Origin of the sequence: Methanosarcina sp. UBA411 (assembly GCF_002495725.1) — an archaeon.
In the GTDB taxonomy this organism is placed as follows: Archaea; Halobacteriota; Methanosarcinia; order Methanosarcinales; family Methanosarcinaceae; genus Methanosarcina.
On record NZ_DAGK01000024.1, the window covers coordinates 58211 to 83218 of the forward strand.

Here is a 25008-nt window from a genome sequence, read left to right on the forward strand (position 1 = left end):
AGAAATCAAATTCTCAGACAACTTTTTCGGTAAAGAAGATCTGCTTTTTCGATGAAGTAGATCTGCATTTCGGGATCTTTGATGAGAATTAAGCTTTTTTCAGGGCCTCAAGTACGGCTTTTCCAAAAGCTTCAGCACTTGCAGGATCTCGCCCTGTAACCACCCTACCCGAAACCACTACCTCCCTGTCCAGATAGATAGCTCCATGTTCCTTAAGTTCGCTGACCGTATCCGGGCTTTTGAAGACTGTGCTCTCTTTGCCCTTCAAGATACCCGTTCTTGCCAGTACCACAGGGGAAATACAGATTGCTGAGATTACTCTTTTCTGGGCATCCGCTTCCTTTAAGAGTTTCTGCAGAGCTTTGTTATCCCACAGGTATTTTCTTGAACCTGAGCCTCCTGTGATTACTATTGCATCGTAGTCGTCAACTCTGGCGTCCGATATCTTGATATCAGGCTTGATTGTGCCTCCGAGCATCCCTTTTGCAGTTTTCTTAGCTTCGGCTGCAACAGTAACTTTTACTCCTGCAGCCTCAAAAATCTTTTTTGGAACAAAACATTCCTCGTCTCTAAACTGTTCTTGAGCGATTACAATTAGGATCTTCTTGCCTTCGTATTCGGTTTCTGTCATGTGGGAATCTTCCTGTAAGCTTGAAAATTAAGAATCGAATAAATAAGAAGTGAAATGGTGCAGTAACCCTGTTCCTAAAGGATATGTTCATGAAAATATAAATGGATGCTTCTTATAAGGATAAGGAACCGGAGGAAAAGTGAAAGGAACCGAAAAATGGAGTAAGAGCTTAAGAAAGTATTTAAGAAACTTGAAAAAAGAAATAAAAAGCTGAGAATGCCTGAAAAACAATGGAAGGAGTCTAAGAACTTCTGAATAGATTTAAGGAATAAAAATCAGTTATAAAACATGTTACACATCCAATTAAGTTAAAATTAAATACAGAACTGCTGAGACTCCTGCCCCTGTAAATGTTGCCGCGAAATTGACTCCGCTGTTTGAAAGCACTCCCCTTTTCTGAAGTGTAGCCCCAAGGAGGCTGTCCACATTTGTCCCGAAAAATCCTCCTGCCGTTGTAATGAGGACTGTTAGTATAAAATTGTCCGATACTCCTAATAAATATGCAAGGATTCCTATTACTGCAGAACCGAAGATTGCAGCGAGTTCGCCAAGCAACGAGACAGCCCCGTCGACTCCAGGTTCCGAAAGTTTAAGAGTTGTTATCATTCTTGGCCTTCCTTTTGCCGTTGTTCCTATTTCACTTGCCAGAGTATCCCCAGTAGCTGTTGCAACCGTACCCATATAAGCATAGACGATCGGAAGGCCGTACTCCGGGAAAACTCCATATGCTACTGCAAGGGCAAGGGCTGCCGTACTGTTTGAGAATACGTTTTCGTAACTCCTGATACCGTCTTTAGCCTGTGCAATCCCTATGGATTCTTTGTACGTGTACTTGTATCTTGTAAACCCACCTCCTAGGATAAAAAACGTGAGCAAAAGCAGGAACCAAGAAAGTCCGCTGAAAACGATTATTAGGACTCCCAGAAGAGCGGCACTCAGGAGGGCAGAGACATCTGCAATCTTCGCCCTGTAAGCCAGCACACCCAAGAGAAACGAAAATAAAAGTGCTACGAGCATTTTTTCAGGGGGTACCCAATATCTAAACTCCTCAAAAATCCACATCGTCATGCCTGCGCCTAGCGGCACGGAAATATTCTTATCTATTTTGGAGGGGATTGACTCGAATAGAGAACCTGTAACTGCCCCGATCACAGCTATGAAGAAGATAAGATTATATGAGACCGGAAGATCCTGCCAGTAGACAATCCAGCTTGCAGCAAAGAATGCGGCAGCAATCCGAAGTGCCAGGAAAGCCGAACTCCAGAATATTGAAAAACTCCTCTTTTTGATTCTGCTCCGCCTCAAATTATAATCAGGTGCGGTATCTGTTTCCGAAAAAGAGGTTTTATGGTTTCCTACTGCCGCAATCGCAAACGCGGCAAGTACTATGTAGAAAGGATAGGTGTAAGAATAGCCTCCCGAGATCACGGAAACAAAGAGCATTAGAACTAGGGAAAAAGCAAGGCTGGTAACATCTCTGCTGTAGGAAATGAAGTTTCCTGAAAACCTGATTCCCAAGAAAAGAATGATAGATAGGAGAAAAAGAAGATTCACCCCTGCAAAGGGAGCTATAAGAATGAGCAAGAGATATAGGATATGCATTACAGGAATTCTCGAGTAGGAATCCCCCCTCTTTAAAGATCGGGCAGCTCTGTTCATTGTAAACATCTTTTGTTTTTACTCATTCTGGGAAACTACATAGAATAGGATTGTCTTTATAAAAAGATAGCTGTTCTTCTTTCAGAGACAATTTAAAAGATACATATCAAAATTTAAAAATATTTGTTTTAGCAATCGAAGCCGGGAAGAATTTAAACAAACCCTTTAAGTCCTTTAGAAATTATCCAATGAGTAAAAACTTTTGCCTCACGTTTATTTTTCAAAACTTTCTCAAAATATACTTAACAAAATCCGGATCCATAAATATAACCAGGAATAGATTAGTATAATAACCGGCAAACTGCGTGCTATAATTGGTGGTGAGGAGAAAGTATGGAAAACTACGACCTTATTATAATAGGTACAGGTTCTGCAATGAACTATATAAATCCTATTATTGACTCGAACCCGAAAATTAGAATTGCTGTCATCGACAAAGACGAACCAGGCGGGATCTGTCTTACCAGAGGGTGTATTCCTTCAAAAATCCTGCTATATCCTGCAGAACTTATCAGGGAACTGGAAACCGCATTTACTTTTGGAATTAAGCTTGAAATAAAGAACATCGATTTCCTTGCGATTATGGAAAGGATGCGTAGAAAAATAGGAGAAGATATAGAGGCGATAAAGGAGAGTTTGGCCGACAACCCCTATCTTGACTATTATCATGAAAGTGCAGAGTTTATCGAGCCTTATACCCTGAAAGTCGGCGAAAAAACCCTTCACTCCGAAATGATCTTCCTCTGTACCGGCTCAAAACCTGCGATTCCACCTGTAAAAGGCCTTGAAGAAGCAGGATACCTTACAAGCGACACTGTACTTAAACTCACAAAATGCCCAAAAAAGCTTGCTATCCTGGGAGGGGGTTATATTGCAGCCGAATACGGGCATTTTTTTTCAGCAATGGGAGCCGAGGTCATGGTTATCGGGAGAAATTTCCGGTTTCTTCCGCAGGAGGAACCCGAGATCTCCAGACTTGCCAATATGAAAATGTCAGAATACATGCAGATCCTTACAAACCATGAAGCCATAGAAATTCAAAAAGAAGGTAACGGGCAGAAAACGGTTATCGTAAAGGAAAGAAATTCGGAACAGGAAGTAAAAATCACTGTAGACGAAATTCTCGTGGCAACAGGTCGAGTTCCGAATACCGATATTCTCCACCCCGAAAGAGCCGGGATCAAAACAGACATCCATGGCTGGATTCTGGTGAACGAGTATCTTGAGACTTCCCAGCCGAATATCTGGGCATTTGGGGACGCAAATGGAAAGTACCTGCTAAAGCACGTAGCAAACTACGAATCAGGGATAGTGTATCTCAATGCAATCCTGAAAGAAAAAGTAAAGGTGGACTATCATGCAGTACCTCATGCCGTTTTTTCTCACCCTGAAATTGCCGGAGTAGGTATGAAAGAACGGGGAGCCGTTGAAAATTATGGGGAAGAGAGAATACTCATAGGCCTCAAGTTTTTTGAGGATACTGCGAAAGGATCAGCCATGGAGATCAGGGATTATTTCGTAAAGGTGATCCTTGATGCGGAGGAAGGGAGAATTCTGGGAGCTCATATAATAGGCCCACAAGCCTCAGTCCTGATCCACCAGATAATTCCTCTCATGTATACCGAATCAAGAAGTCCTGAGCCAATAATGCGGGGTATGGATATTCACCCGTCCCTGAGTGAAGTCGTAACCAGGGCCTTTTATTCGCGGCTGCCGCCTGAACACTATCATCATTTCCTAAAACATATTGGGCTTGAGGACTGAAAAATCTCTACCTGCTTGACGAATTAAAATCTCTACTTGCTGATAACTGAAATCTCTATCTATTTGGGAACTCAAAATTTCTGCAACTTTTTATTCACACCTATTTTTTAATAAGGTCAAAAACCCACCTGCTGATGCCTGGGGCAACGCTTCCGGCTCTCCTGTAGAGTTCCACTCCAAGCCCCATTTTTTCATAATCCTTAATTAGTTCCGGTATCTGGGACTCGGCTTTGAAAGTGTAGAAGTGAATGTACCCTCCTTTCCTGACAAGTTTCGAGATTTCGCCAAGAAAGTGATCCATACCGTAAGGAGTTGGGACAATAGCTCTGTCAAAGCCATTTTCAGGAAACTGAAAACTTTCATTTTCATTTTCCTCAAGACTCAGGTATACGGGCAGATCAGAAAAAGCCTTATTTGCTGGCACTTCACCGGCTTTTGTAGAATTAAACATATGGGAAACTTTTTCAAAATCATCCTGGATAACGGCTATTTGACCTTCAAGCCTGTTAATCCGAATATTTTCCCGCAGACAAGCGCAGGCGTCGGGATTTATTTCAATAGCATATACCTTTGCTCCTTTTCCTGCGGCTGGAAGCACAAAAGGACCGACTCCGGCAAAAGGTATTATAATGTGTTCACTAGAGGTAATTTTTGAGGCTACCCGCCTTCTCTCAGAGTACAGACGGGGATTAAAAAAGACTTTTTTGACATCCAGCTTGTAGATATAGCCATTTTCCTTGTGAATGGTCTCAGTAGTTTCCCCAAGAAGAAGCTCAAAATCCGCAACCCTGTGCTCACCTTCAAGTTTGCTCACCTTATTAAGCACAGCTCGCGTGTTGCCTCGCATGGAAAACAGCTTCGAAGCAATAGCTTCTTTATAAGCTGAAAGTTCCGGAGGAATCGAGATTACGGCTACATTCCCTATGTAATCAAAACGTTTTGGAACTATCTGAAGCAGGGGCTCTTCAACTATTCCTTTCATCTCATCTCGCAAACTCACTCTCTTTCTAAAACTCATTCAGAATACCTCTGCATATCAGATTTTAAATATTAAATTTTAACATTAAGATAATAGTTCCAGATTTTAGTTCCGCTTTTAAGAAGAATTTCAATATATGCTTTTTGTTTGGGAAAGTGTAGAAAAGTATGGAAAAAGATAAAACCCGGAAGAAACCTTAAACGGTTATTTCCTATTTCAGGTAGGCTTATTTCCCCATGAAAATTATTATAGAGACCCCAAAGTATAGTTTCTGGAAATACAATAAGACAGAAAAAGGCTATGAAAGAGCTTTCTTTTCCCCCCTGCCCACAATTTTCAATTACGGCTTTGTAGAAGGAACTGAAAGCGCAGATGGTATGGAAGAAGATGTGGTGGTGCTGGGACCCCGCTTGCCTAGAGGAAGCACACTTGAAAGGGAAGCTTTTGACGGTATAGTCAAGTTCCTGGACGATTCGGTCAGGGACGATAAGAAAATAATATACATCAGCGGGCTTCGTTCTCCTGTCCTGCTTGCTTTCCTGCTTGCTTATTACTTCAGGCTTTACGCTCTTTTTAAAATCTTCCTGTATGCTTTTCGCGAGAGAAGAATTTCAACATGCAGGTTTGAAGGAATCGAATTCCGAAAATTGCGCTGAGATTTTTAGAGATCCACCTTTAATTTTCAACTCTTTCGTCTATCTTTAGGCTTACACCTTACTTTTAGACTCATGCATTTTACTTTTAAACTCATAATTTAAATCCACTTCAGGTCCATTTTCCCTGGCGAATCTTAACTGAATTAAGCTTCACTTTCTATAAGATATTTGAGCATACGCTTTAAAATAGTATTATATGTCAGAGTTAATGGAACTCAATAATTAATCCTGATTTACAAAGGAGAGTAAAGACAAATTCCCTGGATGCTAGGTCTAAAGAATTATATAAACAGTGTGTATAATAAATTAGAGAGTTCCTCGATCTTAATTTATCTCAGGAAAACTTAGAAAAGTACTAATAATTTAAAGAAGCTTAAAAAAAGGGTGCTTTAAATATGCCTTTTCATGTGATGCTTATCCCGACCCTTGGTTGTCCTGCTAACTGCAGCTATTGCTGGAGTTCCGAAGAAAAGTCCCCGATAATGAGCATTGAAACGATAAAAGAAGTGGTTGAATGGCTTAAAATATTCAGGGGAGATTCGGTTACTTTTACCTTCCACGGCGGAGAACCGCTTCTGGCAGGGGCGGAATTTTATAGGGAAGCACTGCCACTCCTGGTTGATGGTTTGAGCCCCAGGAGAATAGCTTTTGCGATACAGACAAACCTATGGAAAATGACTCCAGAGATAGCTGAAATTTTTGCAGAATATGGAGTTCCTATAGGCTCTAGCCTGGACGGTCCAAAAGAACTTAATGACCTTCAGAGGGGAAAAGGATACTACGACAAAACCATGAAAGGCTATGAAATTGCCAGGGAACATGGGCTTGATGTGAGGTTCATTACCACTTTCACATCTCATTCCGTAAAATATAAGGAAGATATTTTCAATTTTTACCTTGAAAAAGGTTTAACTCTCAAGCTGCACCCCTGCCTGCCTTCTTTAAAAGGTGACAACCCTGAGAAATGGACGCTTTCTCCCGAGGAATACGGGGAACTCTTAATCTATCTTCTTGATAAATATCTGGAAAACTTGGGCCAAATTGACGTTATGAACATTGATCACCTGTGCAAATGCGTATTTACAGGCAGGGGCACGGTCTGTACTTATGTTGACTGTATGGGAGATACCTTTGCTGTCGGCCCTGAAGGAAACATCTATCCTTGCTATCGCTTTATTGGAATGCCCGAATATGTGATGGGGAATGTTTATGATCGCCCGACCATGGCAGACCTTGCTCAATCCGAAGCCTGGAAGAAAATGCACCAGTATAAAGAATATGTGGATACTGCATGTGGCAAATGCGCCCATATCAAATACTGCAGAGGCGGATGCCCGTACAATGCAATAGTTCCCACAGGCGGGGAAATAAAAGGCGTTGACCCGCACTGTGCTGCCTATAAGATGATTTTTGATGAAATAAACAAGCGTGTCAACGAGGAAATGTTCGGGGGCTCAGGTATGGATGATATGTTCTCGCCCGGCAGTATGAGACCTTCAAAACCCGGAATAATGTCCCTCATGCTTAAGAAACTCTGAAACAAGCTTAGAAACAAGTTTGAAACAAAATTATAAACAAGCTTATGTACGAAACTTCTGAATTAATTATGCTTTCAAAATAAAGAAGAATTTTAGCGGTGTTATTAATGAAAAACAATTTGAAAATCATAGCAATGCTTCTTTTCATTGCTACTATTGTTTTTGCAGCCGGCTGTGCTGAAAAGACAACAAATCCAGAAAATGAAACTCCAAGTGTTTCAAACCAAACCGCTCCAACAGTAGTTACAACGTCTTCACCTGTTAAAACATCAAACGTTACTGAAACAGCTAACGATACTGTAATAGAAAGTGATTACATTGAAAATATAACAACATCTGAAACTACAACAAAGCTTCAAATCAGGAAATCAACTTATGTAGCTCCGCATCAACCCAGTTCGGAAGCAAATCAAATAACTTATACTTCATACAACAGTAAAAACAATACCCCGGTTGTTTCAAATAAGCAGGGTACTCTGAAGATTATATCGAGTGGAACAAACACGACTCAAGAAAATACAACTCAGGGAAACACGACTCAAATTGGCGATCCATCCCTCGAACAGAAAATCACTCAGAATCACACATCCACTAATAAATCTATAGGTATCTAAACTACAAGAAAGAACTAAAGCGTCTATCAGTAGCAGTGAAAATAACTGTTTACTGATATCATTTTCGATATGCTATTATGACTTTTCACATAGGTTCTTAATGTAAGGATAATGTGATTTTTCCATTTTTATCTTTTATCTTGAAATTATTCCTCTTTAGAATGTTTTATTATCCTGAAGCTAAGTTAACTTAAGGAATGTTTTTAAAAATGCCCTAAGTTTAGATTTTCAGATAATACCCCTAGCATTAAAGACAATCATTACTCAGGGATAAAAGATGAAAAGGAAAATTACATCAACAATAGAGATTGCCACTTTTTCGATTCCACTTTCATCTATGACAACGCCTAATAAAGTGCGTAGACAACATATTCTCATAAGAGCTCTGAGAATAACGGCATTTGCGATTTTAACACTGGTGAGTGTAGCAGGTGCAGCTCCGTTTGCATATGTAACGAGTATAGGAATCGACACCGGTACTGTTTTTGTGATTGACACAGCAACTGACAATCTTACAGCCGTAGTGCCTATAGAAGGCTGGGCTGGAGAAGCCGCAATCAACCCTGCAGGAACAAAGGTATATGTGACGGATATATCAGGAATCAGCACCACTATCTCTATAATTGACACAGCGACAAATACGGTTGATGCAGTAGTAGACGTAGGAAGTTATCCTCGGAAAATTACAGTTAACCCGAAAGGATCAAGGGTTTATGTGACGAATCGTTACAGTAGAGTGGATGATAATAGCAACAATGTCTCTGTAGTTAACACAGTAATTGGCACATCCACAAACACTGTAATGGACCCAATTAATATGGGGCTGAGCACTTATGACATTGCATTCTACCCTGATGGGAAAAAAATCTATGCTACGAACAGTCGCAATAACACTACTTCTGTAATTGACGCAACTACAAACAAAATTATAGCCGCTGTATCTGTAGGAGACTATCCGACTGATATTGCAGTTAGCCCTGATGGAAATAAGGTTTATGTGATTAATTCAGGCAGTAACAATGTTTCTGTAATTGACACAGCTACAAACAATGTTACAGGAAGTGTACCTGTAGGAAACGGTCCTGGTGATATTGCAGTCAGTCCTGATGGAACCAAAATATATGTGACAAACTCCGGTTCCTACGATGAACAGGGTAACACTGTTTCTGTAATTGATGCGGTTACAAACAAAGTTATAGCTACAGTGTATGTAGGAACAGCTCCTAAGGGAGTTGCAGTCACTCCAGATGGAAAAAAGGCATATGTAGCGATCTCTAACGGTTACTCCAGTGACTACAAAGATAATGTCTCTGTAATTGACACAGCCACAAACAAAGTTACAGCGACTGTGAATACAGGAAAATATACTATGAACTATCCTGTTGGAGTTGTCATTGGGCCTATTATAAAACCTAATGAGCCTTTTATAAAATCTAACATAACTGATCAAAGCACAAAGGCAACCTCTAATGAAACTTATCCGAGTACAATGGTGACTTTAAATACAACTGAAAATATAAGCGTTGAAGAGACTAACTTGCCATCATATGAGGAAAAAAATGTTATCGAGCTAAATAATTCAAACAATAACAGTAATAATGATATTAATAATTCCAAATCTGATAATGGTAGTAACTCAAGTGGAAATGAATCGAGCAAAAATAACTCTACCCCAGGCTTTGGATTATTAGGCGGTTTGGCCTGCCTGTATGGTGGATGGAAACTCAGGAAGAAGTAATTTAAGACTTGAATAATCGAAGGTGCTGGCAACTTGTACCTTAAGTCGTAGATCTTGTCTTTATTTGTTGAGATGAAAGAATTATAGATTCCTACGAATCAGAAATAAAGAACAGTTATATCTAACGAATCTGCTTTGTTTTTAAGATAGTTTATATATATCCACTTCCAAAATTAAGCATATGGACGAGGGTAAAATCAAGAATACGATCACTAGAAGTTTTGAACTTCAGGACTACAGAATAGAAGGAACTGAACTTTCCGGGTTCTGGGCGGATTTAACGAGCAAAGAAGAATTGATAGTTGAGGTAAATTACAGCCCTGAAAATGAAAAGTTTTTCAGTCCCGCAGAAATCGAAAAACTTGTCCTGGAGACTTGCAGTAAATGCGGTAGCTTTGAGACTCAACTTCCCGAAAATATAAAATGCGAGGTTACCTTCAAAAATTTAGGAGAAGTGATTTACAAAACCGGTCAGCCTGATTTTGAACTGGAATCTAGGGAGCTTGAAGAACTTCAGGTTGCTTACCGCTTCTACGTTGATTATTACATATAAGTCTTAATATGTAATCCAATTAAATATAGAACATATGAGCTTGAGTTTTTCCAAGAAGGGATAAATCTACGACTAAATATCTGAAAAAAGCCCTCCTGCAGAAATGCGAAAGTATGGATATACCCATGGTTGGGATCGCCGGTGTTGAGAGATGGAATAACCCTCCTTTTTTGCCGTGGATGCCTGAAGAATTCTATCCTCAATCTATATATCCTGAAGCAAAATCAGTAATAGTTATCGGCTTGCCGGTCCCTCTACCGGTGTTGGAGACATCTCCCTCAATATATTACCGCGAACTATACAAGACTGTAAACACCTTATTAGACCAATACACATATCGACTTGCCAACTTCCTAACCGATAGAGGATATCCATCTATTTTCGTACCTAGAGATGGATATGGAAGCATTCAGGTACTCCTCGATAATCCCATCGCTTTCTTTTCTCACAGGCATGCTGCTTTACTTGCTGGACTAGGAACCTTTGGGATAAACAATACAATCCTTACACCAGAGTACGGTCCTAGGGTCCGTTTCGGTTCAATTCTGTCCACAGCTGAACTTCCTCAAGATCCAATGTTGGAAACTGAACTTTGCACCCGCTGTATGCGTTGTGTAAAAATGTGCCCATCGAATGCTCTTGATAAGGAAGATTATCCCAGCGGACTAACAGATAAGAAAGCCTGTTCCTCTTATAGCGCTGAATTAAACAAGCGTCACATTTCGCCGTGTGGTATATGTATCAAGGTCTGTCCAATCGGAAATGATAGAGCGGTATATAAAAGAGACAATGCTGCGATATATGAAGATAAGGATCTTTTTGACAATCATCATAAAGCCTGGAAGCATGTCAGATCTTATGGCGGAAAATTATAAGCTATGACAGAATGGATCTTCTTAATTATTACGAAGAACTTTCACTTGCTATGAATTTTAAATTAATTAAAAAATAAGTTGTACATTATATGTTTGGATACTATATAATTAAGTGCTGGAGAAGTAGTAACTTGTCTTATGACCTAGAAAAAGATAATCCACATTGGAAACTATTTCATGAACTTGCTATTCAAATGGAGGAACTTGATACTAAGAAGTTGGATTATAATCGTTTCAAACTGTTATAAGGTACACTTTAAAGGGCTATCTGATTCTTAGGATAAAGTAGGTAAGGATCTGCTTTTAACTAAGTATGAGGCACTGTATGAATTAGATAAACGAAGAAGGCTTTGGCGCAAACATTTCTCATTGCTCGCAGTGGAGTATGCCGGGATAAGTTTATTTATATTGTTAAAATACGGTTTATGCTTCTTGGAAAGGCTTTTTAGCCTTCTTTCTATCATCATTCAGGACATCTAATCAGCTATTCTGTTTCTAATTCTTTTTTCTCATATATTCAATACTTAGTTTATCATATAATATATATTAATAGTTATATATTTACTTGAAGAGACCTGCTTTATATTCTTCAGTAAAAACCTGGGCTCTTCCTCTTAGCTTGAATTTGGTGGGATACAGTTTATGACAATCAATATTAAGAGGTTGGATATAAGAAAAACAGCATTTTTTCTAAGTCTTGCTGGTTTGGTAGTATTAATCTCTGCAGGAATGTCTACAGGCATCTGCGAGAAAAAAGTTCAAGATGTTATTCCTGAAAACGGCACGACTATTTTGTTACAGGTGCCTGATGTGCGTCAGAGCACAAACTATTCGTGTGGAGTTGCATGCTTTCAAGCTGTGATGAGTTATTGGGGTGGCGAAGATCTGAGAGAGGACCAGTTAATTGAGTTCCTCAATACTACGTATGAGGGTGCTGACCCCGAAGACCTTGTGCAGGGAGCAGAGAAAAAAGGGTTCAGGGTCGAGATTAGAGAAAACTTAACACTGGATGATCTGAAAAAGTCCATTGAGGAAGGCGTTCCAGTAATAGTTGGAGCTCAGGCCTGGAAAGAGGAGAACCAATCCTGGGAAACAGATGACAGCGGTCACTATATGGTGGTCATAGGCGTTGATAATAAAAATGTATACCTGGAAGACCCTTCAATACTTGGCAGCAGAGGGTATATTCCACGTGATGAGTTCATAAAGCGCTGGCACGACCAGTCCGGATCTTCTACAAACGAAGAAATTAGAAAATACGTTCATATGGGAATCTTTATTCGTGGAGAAAGGCCTGAAGAAAATCCTGAATTCATGCATGTGAACTAATTAGGTGTCAGTGTGCGAGCATATCTGAAGCTGGAAGAAGTTAAAAGCCTAGAGGAAAGACGGCAACTTTTTTCCAGCTCATCAATTTCAATCGAGGCTAGATCTGTTTCTCAGCCTGGCATAGAAGATCTGAAAGAAAAGAGTTAAAACAAAATTTGCTGGAAATCAAGAAGTTTGTAAACAAAGTTCAGGAAAACAAATTCCACCGTGTTCCTAAATACCATTGATGATTCCACCAATCGGCTCGGTTTCGATAAGGCCAGACATCCTGCCTCACATACCCTGAACAAGGATAGAATTACTGGAAATTACTGTTCCTGCGCCTTCACAGGCTGTTACTGTTGTGTCAAGCAATCCTCTTTTCAGGCTCGTCATCATAATTTCGCTAGCGTCAAACCCTACAAAATCCTTGAGTTCCAGCTTGCGTTTATCAGTGAACATCCCGAAATCGCTTATTCTAAACGCCATGTTCTTTTTGACTTTTTCCGAAGTTATCTTCTGAATTCCACGCAACTTGGCAAAGATAGGGCACTATTCAACTTCAGGTTCATCGACTTCAACGACTTTCTCATCCTTCACAACTACTCTTGTTTTTCCGACTAATTCCATTATATGGGGCATGATTACACTTTTTTTTAGCTTGACAAAATGCTTTTGTTAAGAAACATAAAAATTAACGTTTTATGATTGCTTACGTGATAATTTATTGACTTTGGACTTTTAATTCTACTTTTATCTATTTTCAAAGCATTTTGAACACTTCTTTGAATTTGGAATTTCTGATTATTTCATGTTATAAGCGAGACTTACTTATATGCAAGTAAGCGTTATTATAATAACAGATAAATTTCGAAAATTTAAATAATTAGAAACTTAATGAGTAAAATTGAAGGTGATACGTTGACTGAATTTACTGTAAATTCCAATCTCTGTGGCTTTGTTCACAAGATACGTGGAAGCAAAAAAGGAAATAAAATTATTGTTGACATAGAAACCCCATGTGCAAAGGTAAAGAAAATTTCCCACATGGAAGTTCCCATGATGGAAATTATGGATATTAAAAACAATTATGTCATTGATAGGGCGCATGAAGCAGATTGTTCTGCAAATTGCCTTGTACCCTGTGCAGTACTCAATCTCTGCAGAATGGAGAGCGGTTTCCTTGCAAAATCTTTGGTAAAAAAAGCAGGTGGTCTCAGTATCGAATTCAACGAAGTCTAAAAGTGTGTTTAATCATTAGTCTTACCCCTTAAACAACTTTTATTGAGCTTATTATAGCCGACACTGAACTCGGCATTGAAAAAACAGCGCATCATAATGTGAAGTATATAGAAAAAAAACTGTACATGCAATAAGAGATAATTTAATTATTTTTTACTACTTATCTCTTATTGTCTCTCTATCTTTGTTTCATTTACTTTATAATTTTTTATTATAGTCTATCGCCTAAAAATAGATTAGAGATATTCAAGGACAAGGATTTCTGTAATTCTGTAATTATCCATCCAATTTCTTTTTGGAACCCGAATAGGCTCTCTCATCCGATAAATCGATGAACCATTTATTATATAGTAAGCACTATTCAACTAAATTATTTAACGGACACATATGTGGTTATGAAATATATGAACCAGACTAATCAACAGATACTTCACTATGCAAGTATTTTTCTACAATCTAGGGGTTATAACGGATTTAGTTACAAAGATATTTCTCAGAAGCTGGGAATAAAAAATGCCGCAATTCATAATTACTATCCCAAAAAAGAAGATCTCGTTGCAGCTTTGCTTGAAGACAGCAGAAAGAAAATAACTGCAAATTTTGCTCAAATAGTGGAGTCTGGAGGCACAGCCCGTGAGCAGCTTCAATCCTATTTTGATTACACATTGAAGGAATTTGATGAAGGCAAATGTATCTGCCCTCCAGGCTCGGTAATCCTCGATTTTGAGGAGCTTCCGGAGAAGGTTCAAAAACAAGGTCTATTACTACTGGATGAATTATTAGTTTGGATTTCCAAAGTTCTCAAAACTGGTCTGGAACAGGGGGAGTTTAACTTCTCTGGTTCTGTAGATGAACGTGCAGAATTAGTAGTCGGAATCTTAATAGGTACTAGGCAATTATCCAGTATAAAGGGGAGAAAAACGCTTGTCAGATCGATTTCTCTAATTAAATCTGATCTTAGTTGGAAAGATTGATTTTTCCCAAACTATTACTTACTTATATGTAAGTAATCATACAATCTAAAAGTCACCCTAAAGATAAAAATGAGCTTAAAGATAAAATGACCGATCTCGAAAAAACAATTACCTTAAAGAGAGGTATAGGGCTTGCAATCTGCATGCTCATAGGCACAGGAATCCTTGCACTTCCCGGCCTGGCTCTCAGCGTGGGGAATGTCTATGAAGCAATCCTTGGATGGCTCCTTATAACCTTCGTTACCATCCCAAGAATTCAGATCTGCTCCAGGCTTGGCCTTAGATTTCCTTCGACAGCCGGGCTTGCAGGCTACGCAGAAAAAGCAGTTGGTCCCTGGGGCAGGTATTCGGTCTCTTATCTTGTAAGCGGTTCTTATCTTTTTGGACTTCCTGCTATTGCTTTTATTGGCAGTGAATATATGCGGCAGTTTTTTAATCTCTCCGAATTGGGAGGAACCTTTTGTGCAATCCTTCTTGTAAGCCTGATGTTTATTTCAAACCTATTTGGGATAAGGGCTATCACTCTGATCAACTACTTAGCCCTGGCTGTACTCTTTCTGCTTATAGGATTGATTATCGTCTTTAACCTCGATTTTCTCGGTTCCGGGCTGAGTATTGCTGGAGAAGCTCTGAGTGGCCACGGAAATACAGATCCAAAAATAGTGTGGAATGTTACGGCCTTGCTTTTCTGGGCTTTTCTGGGCTGGGAGAATCTTTCATTTTCCCTTGGAGAGATGAAAGACCCCGAAAAAAACGTTCCCCGCCTATACTGGTTAAGCTTTGTTCTGGTCGCTTTCATCTATGTTTTACTTGCCCTGATAAGCGTAGGAGCCAGTGCTACAGGAGTTTCCCTTAAGGGAGCTGCCGGTCTCTCCAGTCTGGTTCTTTTTACTCCAGGCGGAAGTTTTCTGATATGGCTTATAATAGTAGTGCTTGCAGCAAACGCCTGCTCCTGGAACTTTACTGCTAGCCGTCTAATATATGCAGCTGGCAGAACAGGTGTTTTTCCTGCAGTATTCGGAAAGCTCTCAAAAAGGAATATTCCCCTATCAAGCCTTGTGACTCTATATGCCCTATCAGTTTCCCTGATTACAGGGTGCTATCTTTTCAAAGTTCCTATTACATCTATGATGATGCTCGTAAACCAGAACTTTATTTTCCTATGCGGCTTCATCATAATTGCTTACTGGAAAACAGAAATAGGCTGGCAGAAGTGGATCTTTTCGGTTCTTTCGCTTCTGTCTTTGAGCTTTCTGGCATCAGGGTTTACCTGGAAGGTCATATATCCGCTCTTTCTGATAGGGCTTGGCTACTTCAGGTTTACCGTAAAAAAGGAAGATATATTATCTTCGCAGGCAGTAGATTCAAAGTCCAGGCAGGAACCTGTACCCCTTGAAGACTCATAGGAATTAGAGAAGTTTTATGGGTCCAGCCTCTCTCTAAGCAAGGATCGGTAATGAAGCTTTTAAAACTGCTACCCAAAAAAGAAAAAAGTACTCATGGGTCATATTGGCGTTGAAACTTATTATATTGGAATGTTTGGAAAATTCAAAACTGTTGTAACAAAACGCGAGATGGGTTCTTTGGGGAGTGGATCCACAATACTTGCAACCTACGATGGGTATAAAAAATGGTCTCCTAGGGGAATTATTATGGTAGGTATTGCATATGGTAAGCGTAAAAACATAGCAAAAATAGTTAAGGCAGAAAAAGCCAAAGGTATGATTAGAAGATAAGGAGTATGACAATGGAAGATATAACAATCCACGAATTTGATTTTGCCCTCATCAATGAATTTTTCACAGAGCTTGAACGGCAGGGACCCGGCAGTCCCGAAGAAACCATCAGGGCATTAGGTTTTATTGGAAATCTTTCAAACAAAACAAAAATTGCCGATTTAGGCTGCGGCACAGGCTTTCAAACAATGGTTCTGGCACAAAATACAGAAGCAACCATCACCGCCCTTGACCTTTACGCCGGCTCGATTGATAAACTTAACGCAACAGCCAGAAAACTTGGTCTGCAGAACAGGGTAAAAGGTATTGTCGGTTCAATGGATAATTTGCCGTTTCAGAATGACGAATTTGATCTTATATGGTCTGAGGGGGCTATTGCCAATATAGGTTTTGAAAAAGGCTTGAATCACTGGAAAAGCTTCCTCAAAAAAGATGGTTATATTGCCGTAACATATGAGTCATGGTTTACCGATGAACGCCCCACTGAAATTGAGAAGTGGTGGTTGGACGCAGTTCCTGAAATTAGCACAATAGGGCATAATATTTCCATCATGCAAAAAACAGGTTATATTCCTGTTGCCGCGTTTACGCTGCCTGAAAATTGTTGGATAGATAATTATTTTATTCCACAAAAAGCAAGGCAAGAGGAATTCTTGAAAAAATATGCGGGAAATAAAACCGTTGAGGATATGATTGCATTTATGAAGCGTGAGGCAGACTTGTATTCAAAATACAAACAGTATTATGGATATGTATTTTATATTGGGAAAAAGATGTAAAATAAAGTCCCACTAAGGCGACGCTTTGTTGTAGGTTAGCTCTCTATTTTCGGTTTTATTTTATGTTGTACATTGTATAAGAATGTAAAAATTCCTCAAAGCAAAAGATTGGTGATGTACTCGTTTCCTCTCAAATAATATCATATGAACCTGCTCGAATTGGTAAAAATAATATTCAATTCCGGGGACCTAGTACTCCTAGCAATCCGACTTTACTTAATCGTTTCAATAATGTTGATACATGGAAATTTCTTCTCCCTGATGGAACTCCTGCAAGACGAGAAATTAGTCCTATCCTGTCAGGTGAAAAGTTAATAGACGAACCTGAATTCAAAGCTTCCCTATTCAAGCAATATCCTCAAGCTATTGGAGGAAGAAATGGAAGGAGCTGGTCTTACCGCGGCTTCTATAAGAGTAAGATTGCCATGGATATTAGTAAAGAGCATATGTGACTGGGGAGATGGGAATAAACATAAAAAGCACCAACCGCTTGCAGCTGCAGCTGCGGCCTCACTAGTACATCATGTCCTCATAAAGGTGCTTTGGATGGCTTAACTAAACGCTAATGACTTGAGCAATTTTTGTGCAAAATCCGTTTAAAATCCGTTTTTACTTTCAATGTAACATTTAGTAAATCCCCTCAAGCTAATTTCCTCTCAGGATATTTTTCCCTTAAGTCACTTTCCTCTCAAGCTACTTTGATCTCTTTCTCCAGCTTCTTTATCATTTCCCTTACCTGGATTGCCCGCTCGAAGTCCAGTCTGTCAGCAGCTTCTCTCATTTCGGTCTCCAGTTCTATAATCATATTGGGAATATCAGTTTTCGGGATGTGTTTTGTGTCGGTAATATCCACGACCTTTTCCCTGATGGGTTTCCTGATAGTTGTCGGAACGATGCCATGTTCCTTATTATAGGCAATCTGCATGGAGCGGCGACGTTCGGTCTCAGTAACTGCAGTTTTGATGGAATCGGTCATATTGTCGGCATACAGGACAACCTTCGAGCTGGCGTTCCGGGCTGCGCGGCCTATGATCTGGATCAGGCTTTTTGAGTTTCTAAGGAAACCTTCTTTATCCGCATCCAGGATTCCAATGAAACCCACTTCCGGGATGTCGAGCCCTTCTCTGAGCAGGTTAATCCCGACAAGGACATCGAACTTGCCAAGGCGGAGCTCGCGGATAATTTCAGTCCGTTCCATCGTTTTGATGTCCGAGTGCAGGTAGCGGGCTTTGATTTCGTTCCTGGCAAGGTACTCAGTAAGTTCTTCCGCAAGCTTCTTTGTCAGGGTGGTCACAAGGGCACGGTCTCCTCTTTCTATAATTTTCCGGACCTCCTGCATAACATCCCTGACCTGCCCTTCAAGAGGACGAATTTCTACTTCTGGATCAACAAGCCCTGTCGGGCGGATAATCTGTTCCACGATTTGAGCGGAGTGTTCCCTTTCGTAATCAGCAGGGGTTGCTGAGACAAAAATTACATTTTTCATATACTTCTCGAATTCATCGAACTTCAGAGGCCTGTTATCGTAGGCACTGGGAAGCCTGAACCCGTAATCGATAAGGCTCTTCTTCCTTGAGCGGTCTCCGTTATACATGCCGTGAAGCTGTGGGATAGTCTGGTGGCTCTCATCGATTACCATCAGGAAATCCTCAGGGAAATAGTCAAGCAGGCAGAAAGGCTGTTCTCCTGGCTGCCTGTGGTCAAAATGCCGCGAATAATTTTCAATACCCTTACAACTGCCGGTTTCCTGGATCATTTCCATGTCATAAATCGTGCGCTGCTTCAGCCTATGAGATTCGAGCAGCCCGAGCTCAGGAAGGCATTCCTCAAGCTCTTCGAGGATGGACTGAATTGCACTTTTCTGCTCCTCCTCAGGAATTACGTAGTGCCTGGCAGGGTAGACAAAGAAATAATCCATATCTTCCGTTCGCTGCCCTGTCTGTTTATCTATTTCGGAAATCCGGTCGATCTCGTCTCCGAAGAGCTCAATCCGGATAATATCGTCAAAGTACCCGGGAATAATATCAATAGTATCTCCTTTTACCCGAAAACGTCCTGGCATAAGCTCAAGGTCATTTCTCTCGAACTGGATTTCAACAAGCTTTTGCAGGATTTCTTTTCTCTGAACCTTATCTCCAACTTTTAATTCAAACCCCATTTTCTGGAAATTCTCAGGATTACCAAGCCCATAGATACAGGATACGGATGCCACGACAATAACGTCCTGGCGCGACATCAGGGAAGCAGTAGCAGCAAGCCTCATTTGCTCTATCTTTGGATTAATCTGGGCATCTTTTTCGATATACTGGTCCTTGGCAGGAAGATAGGATTCAGGCTGATAGTAATCGTAATAGGAAACAAAATACTCCACCCTGTTTTCAGGGAAGAACTCTCTGAACTCATTATAGAGCTGGGCTGCAAGGGTTTTGTTATGGGCAATAACAAGGGTCGGTTTCTTGATCTGGTTTATGACATTTGCAACAGTATAGGTCTTCCCTGACCCTGTTACCCCAAGAAGGGTCTGATACTGCTCCCCTTTTTTCAACCCGTCTACAAGCTCTCCAATTGCCTGTGGCTGGGAACCTTTTGGCTCAAAATCGGAAACCAGCTTGAACTGTGGGCTATCCCAATATCGGGCATCTCGCATTGTTTCGGAGATTTTTTGAGATGATGGCTGTGATGTTTGATCAGAAGAATTCATAGAATCAAGACCTAAACCTTGGTAATTTAAATCATGGATACAATTGGCAGTAGTGGCATTTAAGAGATCAGTGGTTTTTAGAGAGTAATTATTTTTAAGAAATGGAGTTCAAGAACCAATCATTTGAGGAATCAGCAATTTTTAGGTATCAGGAATTTTAGGAATCAGTGACTTTTGCCTCAGTAGGCGGTTATAAGAAATTGCAAACCTATGGGCCTCGTCCCGGATCTCCTGGACAAAGAGCGAGGCTTTCTCGTCTTTTTTGATGGGGAGAGGAGACTTAATTCCTGGCACATAGATTTCTTCTTCCCGCTTGGCTATCGAGATAAGAGGGACCCTAATTTTGAGCTTTCGGAGTTCCTGGAAAGCTGAAGAAAGCTGTCCCTTTCCCCCGTCTATAATAATGAGGTCAGGTAGGTCGTGTTTATCCTCAAGCAAGCGGGAATAGCGTCTGTGCACAACCTCGGCAATGGACGCGAAATCGTCAATTCCCTCAACGCTCTCGATCTTGAAGCGGCGGTAATTGTGCTTATCTGGCCTGCCCCCCCGGAACTGCACCATTGAGCCGACCGTTGACGTTCCAGAAAGATGGGAGATATCAAAACATTCAATAACATTTGGAAGTTTCGGAAGTGAAAGCTTACTCTGAAGAACTTCGAGCTTTTTCCGGTCTCCGAAGAAACCGATCTCAACATTTTTCAGGGCAAGGTCGAGGAGTTCCTTTTTCTCTCCCTGTTTAGGAACCGTAACTTTGACTTTTACCCCCTTCAAATGTGAAAGAAAATCAGTAAGCGACTCTTCAAGAGGCTCTGGCAGGATCAGTTCTTCAGGTGGCTCGTTCTCGGAATAATACTGTACCAGGAATTCTTCCAAGAAATTTTCCCCGAAGGGAAAGACATAGTCCTGTTTGTCCTCAAGCGTACCTTTGTAGACTTTGAAGAGCATGAGATAAACGGTGTCATCCCTGACAATATAGTTCAGTATATCCTCGTTATGCTTTTTTTGCCTCTCCACGTTTTGCTTTTCCTGGAGATACTCAAGGGCAGCAATCTCATCCCGCAGAGCCATGGCTTGCTCGAATTGCTGCCTTGATGCAAGCTCTCTCATTTCTTTTTCCATGGATTCGATGAGTTCTTTACTATTGCCTTTCAGGACAGAGGCAGCTCTCTTCACTTTTTCGGCATAATCTTCCGTGGAAATTGCACCTATGCAGGGCCCACTGCATGCAGCAATATGGTATCTGAGGCAGGCCCGTTTCGGCATCTGTTTACAGGTCCGAAGCTGGAAGGTCTTTCTTACAACCTCAAAAATGTAATCTCTTTCCTTTGCCGACACAAAGGGCCCAAAAAAGCTTCCGTTATCTACTTTCTTCCGGGTAATCCTGATCCTTGGAAACTTTTCATCGGTTAAATGAATGCAGGCATACCGCTTTGAGTCTTTTAAAACAATATTGTACCTTGGCCAGTGTTTCTTGATGAGGGTATTTTCCAGAAGGAAAGCCTCTACTTCCGTGTTTGTGACAATAAAATCAAGGCTTCTAACAACTTGTACAAGACTCGCGGTTTTTGGGTCATGATCTCGTTTCTGGAAGTAGCTGCTTACCCGCTTTTTAAGGTCTTTTGCCTTGCCTACATAAATTACGGTTCCTTCTTCGTTCTTGAAAAGGTAACAACCAGGCAGGTGAGGAAGAGCCTCCAGATCAATCATTTTTAAACCTCATATTCAAGTTTTTCAGGTAGCTTAAATAAACTTAGATCAACTGTTCTTCAAAAGTTTTATCGGTTCTTTGTTTGCTATGCTTGAAACCTCTGGAAGCTTCTTCCGAGTCATCTTCAAAGTCTTCGGAATCCTCATTTAGATCGTCATCAAGACCTTCATAATCAGCCTCAAATTCTTCCCCTTCTTCGAAAACGGTTTCTACAGGCTCTTCTCCCGAAATATCGAGATATGACTGTGAAAGTTTGGAAGCAAGGAAGCGGGCAGTATAGCTTCCCTGAATCATGGACACTTCCTCTGGAGTTCCTTCGGCAATAATTTCTCCGCCTGCGTTTCCACCTTCAGGACCAAGGTCGATGATATAGTCTGCGGATTTTATTACGTCCAGGTTGTGCTCTATTACAACTACAGTGTTTCCTTTTGCCACAAGCCTGTTGAGAACTGAGATGAGCTTTTTGACATCATGGAAGTGAAGCCCGGTTGTGGGTTCATCAAGGAGATAAATCGTCTTTCCAGTACACTTTTTGGAGAGTTCTCTTGTCAGCTTGATCCTCTGGGCTTCCCCACCTGAAAGCGTTGTTGAGCTCTGGCCGAGTTTGATATAGCCCAGCCCAACTCTTATTAGAGTATCGAGTTTTCTTTTGATTGAAGGGATGTTCTCGAAATGTTCGGCAGCTTCTTCGATGGTCATGTCCAGGACTTCAGCTATCGACTTGCCCCTGTATTTTACTTCGAGGGTTTCCCGGTTGTAGCGTGTGCCCTTGCATTCCTCACATTCGATGTAAACATCAGACAGGAAGTTCATTTCGATTTTTATCAACCCGTCTCCCTGGCAGGCTTCACAGCGTCCTCCTTTTACATTGAAAGAGAAACGCCCGTTTTTATAGCCCCGGATTTTTGCTTCCTTGGTTTCGGCAAAAGCCTGTCTTATGGCATCAAAGACCTTGGTGTAGGTGGCAGGGTTCGAGCGAGGCGTTCTGCCGATAGGGCTCTGGTCAATAACTATTACCTTGTCGATCTCAGAATCGAAAACCAGCTCGTCATAGTCTCCTGGTGTTACATTTGATTTATTTATCTTCTTCGTCAGGGCTTTGTACAGAGTATCATAAATTAGCGTGGACTTTCCGGAACCAGACACGCCTGTAACCACGGTCATGACCCCTATAGGAATATTCGCGTCTATGTTCTTCAGGTTGTTCGCCCTGCACCCTTTAAGCCTGATAAAAGCATCACTATGCCGGCGGAGGGCAGGCAGTTTTATCTGCTTTACTCCTGAGAGGTATTGACCTGTCAAGGACTCTGAGTTCTTTTCTATTTCTTCAGGCGTCCCTTCGGCTACCACATAGCCCCCATGAACGCCTGCGCCTGGACCTACATCGAGTACATAGTCTGCAGCCCGAATAGTATCCTCATCGTGTTCCACGACTATCAGGGTATTTCCAAGATCCCGCAGGGTCTGGAGAGTCTGGATAAGCCGCTCATTGTCTCTCTGGTGCAGCCCTATTGAGGGTTCGTCGAGCACATAGAGCACACCCATGAGGTTTGAGCCAATCTGGGTAGCCAGCCGGATTCTCTGGGCTTCCCCGCCCGAGAGAGTACCTGAGCTGCGAGAAAGGGTGAGATAACCGAGCCCCACATGCTCAAGGAAGCCGAGCCTGGATCGGATCTCCTTTAAGACCTGCTTTGCGATCTCCCTTTCCTTTTCCGAGAGCTCTACGTTTTCGAAAAACTGGACGCATTCCAGAATTGAGAGATCGGCTATATCCACAATGGATTTCCCGCCAAATTTTACTGCAAGAACTTTTTCCTTCAGGCGCTTGCCTTCGCATTTAGGGCAGGGCTTAACCTGCATGAATTTTTCAAGCTCCTTCCGCCTGTAGTCGGATTTCGTCTGACCATACAGCCTCTCGGACTGCGGGATCAGCCCTTCCCAGGAGCCTTTGTGAGACCAGGAGACGTCCCCGTTTTTCATGCTCATGTTGAACTGCATGCTTTCGTCCGAACCGTACATAAGAGCGTTATACTGCTCAGCTGTGAGAGCTTCAATCGGGGTAAAAATATCAAAACCGAAGTGTTTTGCCACAGCTGCTAGGTGCTGGCTCCTGTAACTGTCCAGATAATTTCTATACAAGGTGACCGCGCCGTCTGCAATACAGAGGGTTTTATTCGGAATAATCAGGTCAGGGTCAAACTCCATCTTAAACCCTAGCCCATTGCAGGCTTCACAAGCCCCGAAAGGACTATTGAAGGAAAACATCCTGGGCTGGAGTTCTTCGAAGGCCATGCCGCATACCGGACAGGCCATGTTTGAGGAATAAAGGTGATCTTTTCCTTCCGAATCAACCGCAATTAAGAGCCCGTCTGCTTTCTGGAGGGCATTTTCACAGGCTTCGACGAGCCTGGAACGGTCTTCGGATGGGTCCAGCCGGTCAATAACGACTTCGATATCGTGCTTTTTGTAACGGTCAAGGTTAATCTCATCGTCAGTCCTGTGGATCTCGCCGTTTACCCTCATCCGGGCGAAGCCTTCGCTATTTAGTTCCCTGAAAAGGTGCTGGTATGTTCCTTTCTTCTGGCGGACTACAGGTGCGAGGATGGTAACCATACCCTCACATACCCTGCTGAGGCTGTCGGCAATCTTTTCAGGGGATTGAGACTCGATCTTTATGTTGTGGGTCGGACAGTAAGGAGTACCGACTCTTGCAAAAAGCAGTCTCAGGTAATCATAAATTTCAGTAACTGTTCCTACCGTACTTCGTGGATTTTTTGAGGTTGTTTTCTGCTCAATGGAAATTGCCGGAGATAACCCTTCGATGCTGTCAACATCCGGCTTGTTCATAATCCCGAGGAACTGCCGCGCATAAGCCGAGAGAGACTCCACATAGCGCCGCTGCCCTTCGGCATAAATCGTGTCAAAAGCCAGGGTAGATTTCCCTGAGCCTGATACCCCTGTAATAACAATTAATTTGTCCCGCGGGAGTTCCACCGTGATGTTTTTCAGGTTGTGTTCCCGTGCCCCTTTGATAATAATATTTTTCATTTTCCTTCTCTCGGGTTTTTATCCAGTTGAATCAGTTAGATGAGAATTTAAAGTTTGAATCAAGTCTGAATTTTAAAGTTTGAGATCTAAGAGCTCCAGAATTAATAGAAATTTCTGAATTTACGAAACTTTTTTGAAAAAGTTTAAAATTTATATTCAATTACCAGGCTATTATTTTAGCCAGATAATTCTATGCATTATTATAAATAAGTAGTGATAATTACCGAAGGTTGATTTCACTTTTGCCACAGATGACGATTTTCGGATTCATATTACCCAGTTTTTCAATACACACAGCAGAATGCAGACTTTTTATTAATAGAGTGATATAGCGGAGTGAAAGTATTAAGCAATAAATAAATGGTTCTTTGAATTCAGATTCAGTAGATTATGTTTATTGATAGTGAATTGTATAACTTTATTACTTGAAATTTCATATCTGTTTGCCTTCAATACTTTCAGTCCAGAAAATTATTATCTCTACAAACCAGCGTGAATAACCCTG

At 41.2% G+C, this 25008-nt stretch carries 20 protein-coding genes and 1 pseudogene; 14 read left to right on the plus strand and 7 right to left on the minus strand.

From position 1 onward, the window contains the following. Positions 1–88 precede the first annotated feature (88 nt). A complete protein-coding gene (locus BP861_RS08910; protein ID WP_292374528.1) occupies positions 89–631 on the minus strand; it encodes a DJ-1/PfpI family protein in 543 nt (180 codons plus the stop codon). Between the two features lie 303 nt (positions 632–934). Further along, on the minus strand, positions 935–2290 hold the full coding sequence (locus tag BP861_RS08915) for a TIGR00297 family protein (protein WP_292374530.1): 1356 nt from the start codon (positions 2288–2290) through the stop codon (positions 935–937). Between the two features lie 333 nt (positions 2291–2623). Between BP861_RS08915 and BP861_RS08920 the strand changes: the two genes are divergently transcribed. Next, a complete protein-coding gene (locus tag BP861_RS08920; protein WP_292374532.1) occupies positions 2624–4054 on the plus strand; it encodes a dihydrolipoyl dehydrogenase in 1431 nt (476 codons plus the stop codon). 100 nt (positions 4055–4154) lie between these two features. On the opposite strand, the gene BP861_RS08925 is transcribed toward BP861_RS08920, so the two are convergent. After that, positions 4155–5072: a class I SAM-dependent methyltransferase gene (locus tag BP861_RS08925; protein ID WP_292374534.1), complete on the minus strand. Its 918-nt coding sequence runs from the start codon at positions 5070–5072 to the stop codon at positions 4155–4157. Positions 5073–5269: 197 nt separating this feature from the next. On the opposite strand from BP861_RS08925, the gene BP861_RS08930 reads away from it, so the two are divergent. From BP861_RS08930 to BP861_RS08960, 7 genes are all read left to right on the plus strand, one after another. Next, the gene (locus BP861_RS08930; protein ID WP_292374536.1) at positions 5270–5689 is read left to right on the plus strand and encodes an inorganic diphosphatase; all 420 of its coding nucleotides are present in this window, start codon (positions 5270–5272) and stop codon (positions 5687–5689) included. A gap of 395 nt (positions 5690–6084) precedes the next feature. Beyond that, the gene (locus tag BP861_RS08935) at positions 6085–7227 is read left to right on the plus strand and encodes a TIGR04083 family peptide-modifying radical SAM enzyme (RefSeq protein ID WP_292374537.1); all 1143 of its coding nucleotides are present in this window, start codon (positions 6085–6087) and stop codon (positions 7225–7227) included. Between the two features lie 107 nt (positions 7228–7334). Further along, the gene (locus BP861_RS08940) at positions 7335–7841 is read left to right on the plus strand and encodes a hypothetical protein (RefSeq protein ID WP_292374539.1); all 507 of its coding nucleotides are present in this window, start codon (positions 7335–7337) and stop codon (positions 7839–7841) included. A 277-nt stretch (positions 7842–8118) separates the two neighbouring features. After that, positions 8119–9579 carry a YncE family protein gene (locus BP861_RS08945; RefSeq protein ID WP_292374540.1) on the plus strand — a complete coding sequence of 487 codons (1461 nt, stop codon included), beginning with the start codon at positions 8119–8121 and terminating at the stop codon, positions 9577–9579. A 181-nt stretch (positions 9580–9760) separates the two neighbouring features. After that, complete coding sequence (locus tag BP861_RS08950) at positions 9761–10132, plus strand: hypothetical protein (RefSeq protein ID WP_292374541.1); 372 nt, start codon at positions 9761–9763, stop codon at positions 10130–10132. Between the two features lie 113 nt (positions 10133–10245). Continuing rightward, complete coding sequence (locus BP861_RS08955) at positions 10246–11007, plus strand: epoxyqueuosine reductase (protein WP_292374543.1); 762 nt, start codon at positions 10246–10248, stop codon at positions 11005–11007. 642 nt (positions 11008–11649) lie between these two features. Next, positions 11650–12336, plus strand: coding sequence for a C39 family peptidase (locus BP861_RS08960; protein WP_292374544.1), 687 nt, complete (start codon positions 11650–11652; stop codon positions 12334–12336). A 276-nt stretch (positions 12337–12612) separates the two neighbouring features. Here the strand turns inward: BP861_RS08960 and BP861_RS08965 are convergent. Further along, positions 12613–12957, minus strand: a pseudogene (locus BP861_RS08965) (DUF2099 family protein); the annotation flags it as partial. 279 nt (positions 12958–13236) lie between these two features. Here BP861_RS08965 and BP861_RS08970 point away from each other — a divergent pair. From BP861_RS08970 to BP861_RS08995, 6 genes are all read left to right on the plus strand, one after another. Continuing rightward, the gene (locus tag BP861_RS08970) at positions 13237–13557 is read left to right on the plus strand and encodes a DUF6951 family protein (RefSeq protein WP_292374700.1); all 321 of its coding nucleotides are present in this window, start codon (positions 13237–13239) and stop codon (positions 13555–13557) included. Between the two features lie 404 nt (positions 13558–13961). Beyond that, positions 13962–14531 carry a TetR/AcrR family transcriptional regulator gene (locus BP861_RS08975; protein WP_292374546.1) on the plus strand — a complete coding sequence of 190 codons (570 nt, stop codon included), beginning with the start codon at positions 13962–13964 and terminating at the stop codon, positions 14529–14531. Between the two features lie 86 nt (positions 14532–14617). Beyond that, on the plus strand, positions 14618–15937 hold the full coding sequence (locus BP861_RS08980) for an APC family permease (RefSeq protein ID WP_292374548.1): 1320 nt from the start codon (positions 14618–14620) through the stop codon (positions 15935–15937). Positions 15938–16030: 93 nt separating this feature from the next. Beyond that, positions 16031–16267, plus strand: coding sequence for a hypothetical protein (locus tag BP861_RS08985; RefSeq protein WP_292374550.1), 237 nt, complete (start codon positions 16031–16033; stop codon positions 16265–16267). 11 nt (positions 16268–16278) lie between these two features. Then, positions 16279–17046: a class I SAM-dependent methyltransferase gene (locus BP861_RS08990; RefSeq protein ID WP_292374552.1), complete on the plus strand. Its 768-nt coding sequence runs from the start codon at positions 16279–16281 to the stop codon at positions 17044–17046. 378 nt (positions 17047–17424) lie between these two features. Further along, positions 17425–17601: a hypothetical protein gene (locus tag BP861_RS08995; protein ID WP_292374554.1), complete on the plus strand. Its 177-nt coding sequence runs from the start codon at positions 17425–17427 to the stop codon at positions 17599–17601. 133 nt (positions 17602–17734) lie between these two features. Here BP861_RS08995 and uvrB read toward each other — a convergent pair whose 3' ends face one another. From uvrB to uvrA, 3 genes are all read right to left on the minus strand, one after another. Then, a complete protein-coding gene (gene uvrB, locus BP861_RS09000) occupies positions 17735–19747 on the minus strand; it encodes an excinuclease ABC subunit UvrB (protein ID WP_292374555.1) in 2013 nt (670 codons plus the stop codon). A gap of 141 nt (positions 19748–19888) precedes the next feature. After that, a complete protein-coding gene (gene uvrC / locus BP861_RS09005) occupies positions 19889–21454 on the minus strand; it encodes an excinuclease ABC subunit UvrC (protein ID WP_292374556.1) in 1566 nt (521 codons plus the stop codon). Between the two features lie 43 nt (positions 21455–21497). Next, on the minus strand, positions 21498–24503 hold the full coding sequence (uvrA, locus tag BP861_RS09010; RefSeq protein WP_292374558.1) for an excinuclease ABC subunit UvrA: 3006 nt from the start codon (positions 24501–24503) through the stop codon (positions 21498–21500). Positions 24504–25008: the final 505 nt, after the last annotated feature.

Coding starts and splice junctions, on each gene's coding strand:
- BP861_RS08980 (WP_292374548.1), top strand. CDS start 14,618: ATGACCGATCTCGAAAAAACAATTACCTTAAAGAGAGGTATAGGGCTT.
- BP861_RS08940 (WP_292374539.1), top strand. CDS start 7,335: ATGAAAAACAATTTGAAAATCATAGCAATGCTTCTTTTCATTGCTACT.
- BP861_RS08935 (WP_292374537.1), top strand. CDS start 6,085: ATGCCTTTTCATGTGATGCTTATCCCGACCCTTGGTTGTCCTGCTAAC.
- uvrA (WP_292374558.1), bottom strand. CDS start 24,503: ATGAAAAATATTATTATCAAAGGGGCACGGGAACACAACCTGAAAAAC.
- BP861_RS08955 (WP_292374543.1), top strand. CDS start 10,246: ATGGATATACCCATGGTTGGGATCGCCGGTGTTGAGAGATGGAATAAC.
- BP861_RS08920 (WP_292374532.1), top strand. CDS start 2,624: ATGGAAAACTACGACCTTATTATAATAGGTACAGGTTCTGCAATGAAC.
- BP861_RS08945 (WP_292374540.1), top strand. CDS start 8,119: ATGAAAAGGAAAATTACATCAACAATAGAGATTGCCACTTTTTCGATT.
- BP861_RS08985 (WP_292374550.1), top strand. CDS start 16,031: ATGGGTCATATTGGCGTTGAAACTTATTATATTGGAATGTTTGGAAAA.
- BP861_RS08975 (WP_292374546.1), top strand. CDS start 13,962: ATGAACCAGACTAATCAACAGATACTTCACTATGCAAGTATTTTTCTA.
- uvrB (WP_292374555.1), bottom strand. CDS start 19,747: ATGAATTCTTCTGATCAAACATCACAGCCATCATCTCAAAAAATCTCC.
- uvrC (WP_292374556.1), bottom strand. CDS start 21,454: ATGATTGATCTGGAGGCTCTTCCTCACCTGCCTGGTTGTTACCTTTTC.
- BP861_RS08915 (WP_292374530.1), bottom strand. CDS start 2,290: ATGAACAGAGCTGCCCGATCTTTAAAGAGGGGGGATTCCTACTCGAGA.
- BP861_RS08910 (WP_292374528.1), bottom strand. CDS start 631: ATGACAGAAACCGAATACGAAGGCAAGAAGATCCTAATTGTAATCGCT.
- BP861_RS08995 (WP_292374554.1), top strand. CDS start 17,425: ATGGAAGGAGCTGGTCTTACCGCGGCTTCTATAAGAGTAAGATTGCCA.
- BP861_RS08930 (WP_292374536.1), top strand. CDS start 5,270: ATGAAAATTATTATAGAGACCCCAAAGTATAGTTTCTGGAAATACAAT.
- BP861_RS08950 (WP_292374541.1), top strand. CDS start 9,761: ATGGACGAGGGTAAAATCAAGAATACGATCACTAGAAGTTTTGAACTT.
- BP861_RS08925 (WP_292374534.1), bottom strand. CDS start 5,072: ATGAGTTTTAGAAAGAGAGTGAGTTTGCGAGATGAGATGAAAGGAATA.
- BP861_RS08990 (WP_292374552.1), top strand. CDS start 16,279: ATGGAAGATATAACAATCCACGAATTTGATTTTGCCCTCATCAATGAA.
- BP861_RS08960 (WP_292374544.1), top strand. CDS start 11,650: ATGACAATCAATATTAAGAGGTTGGATATAAGAAAAACAGCATTTTTT.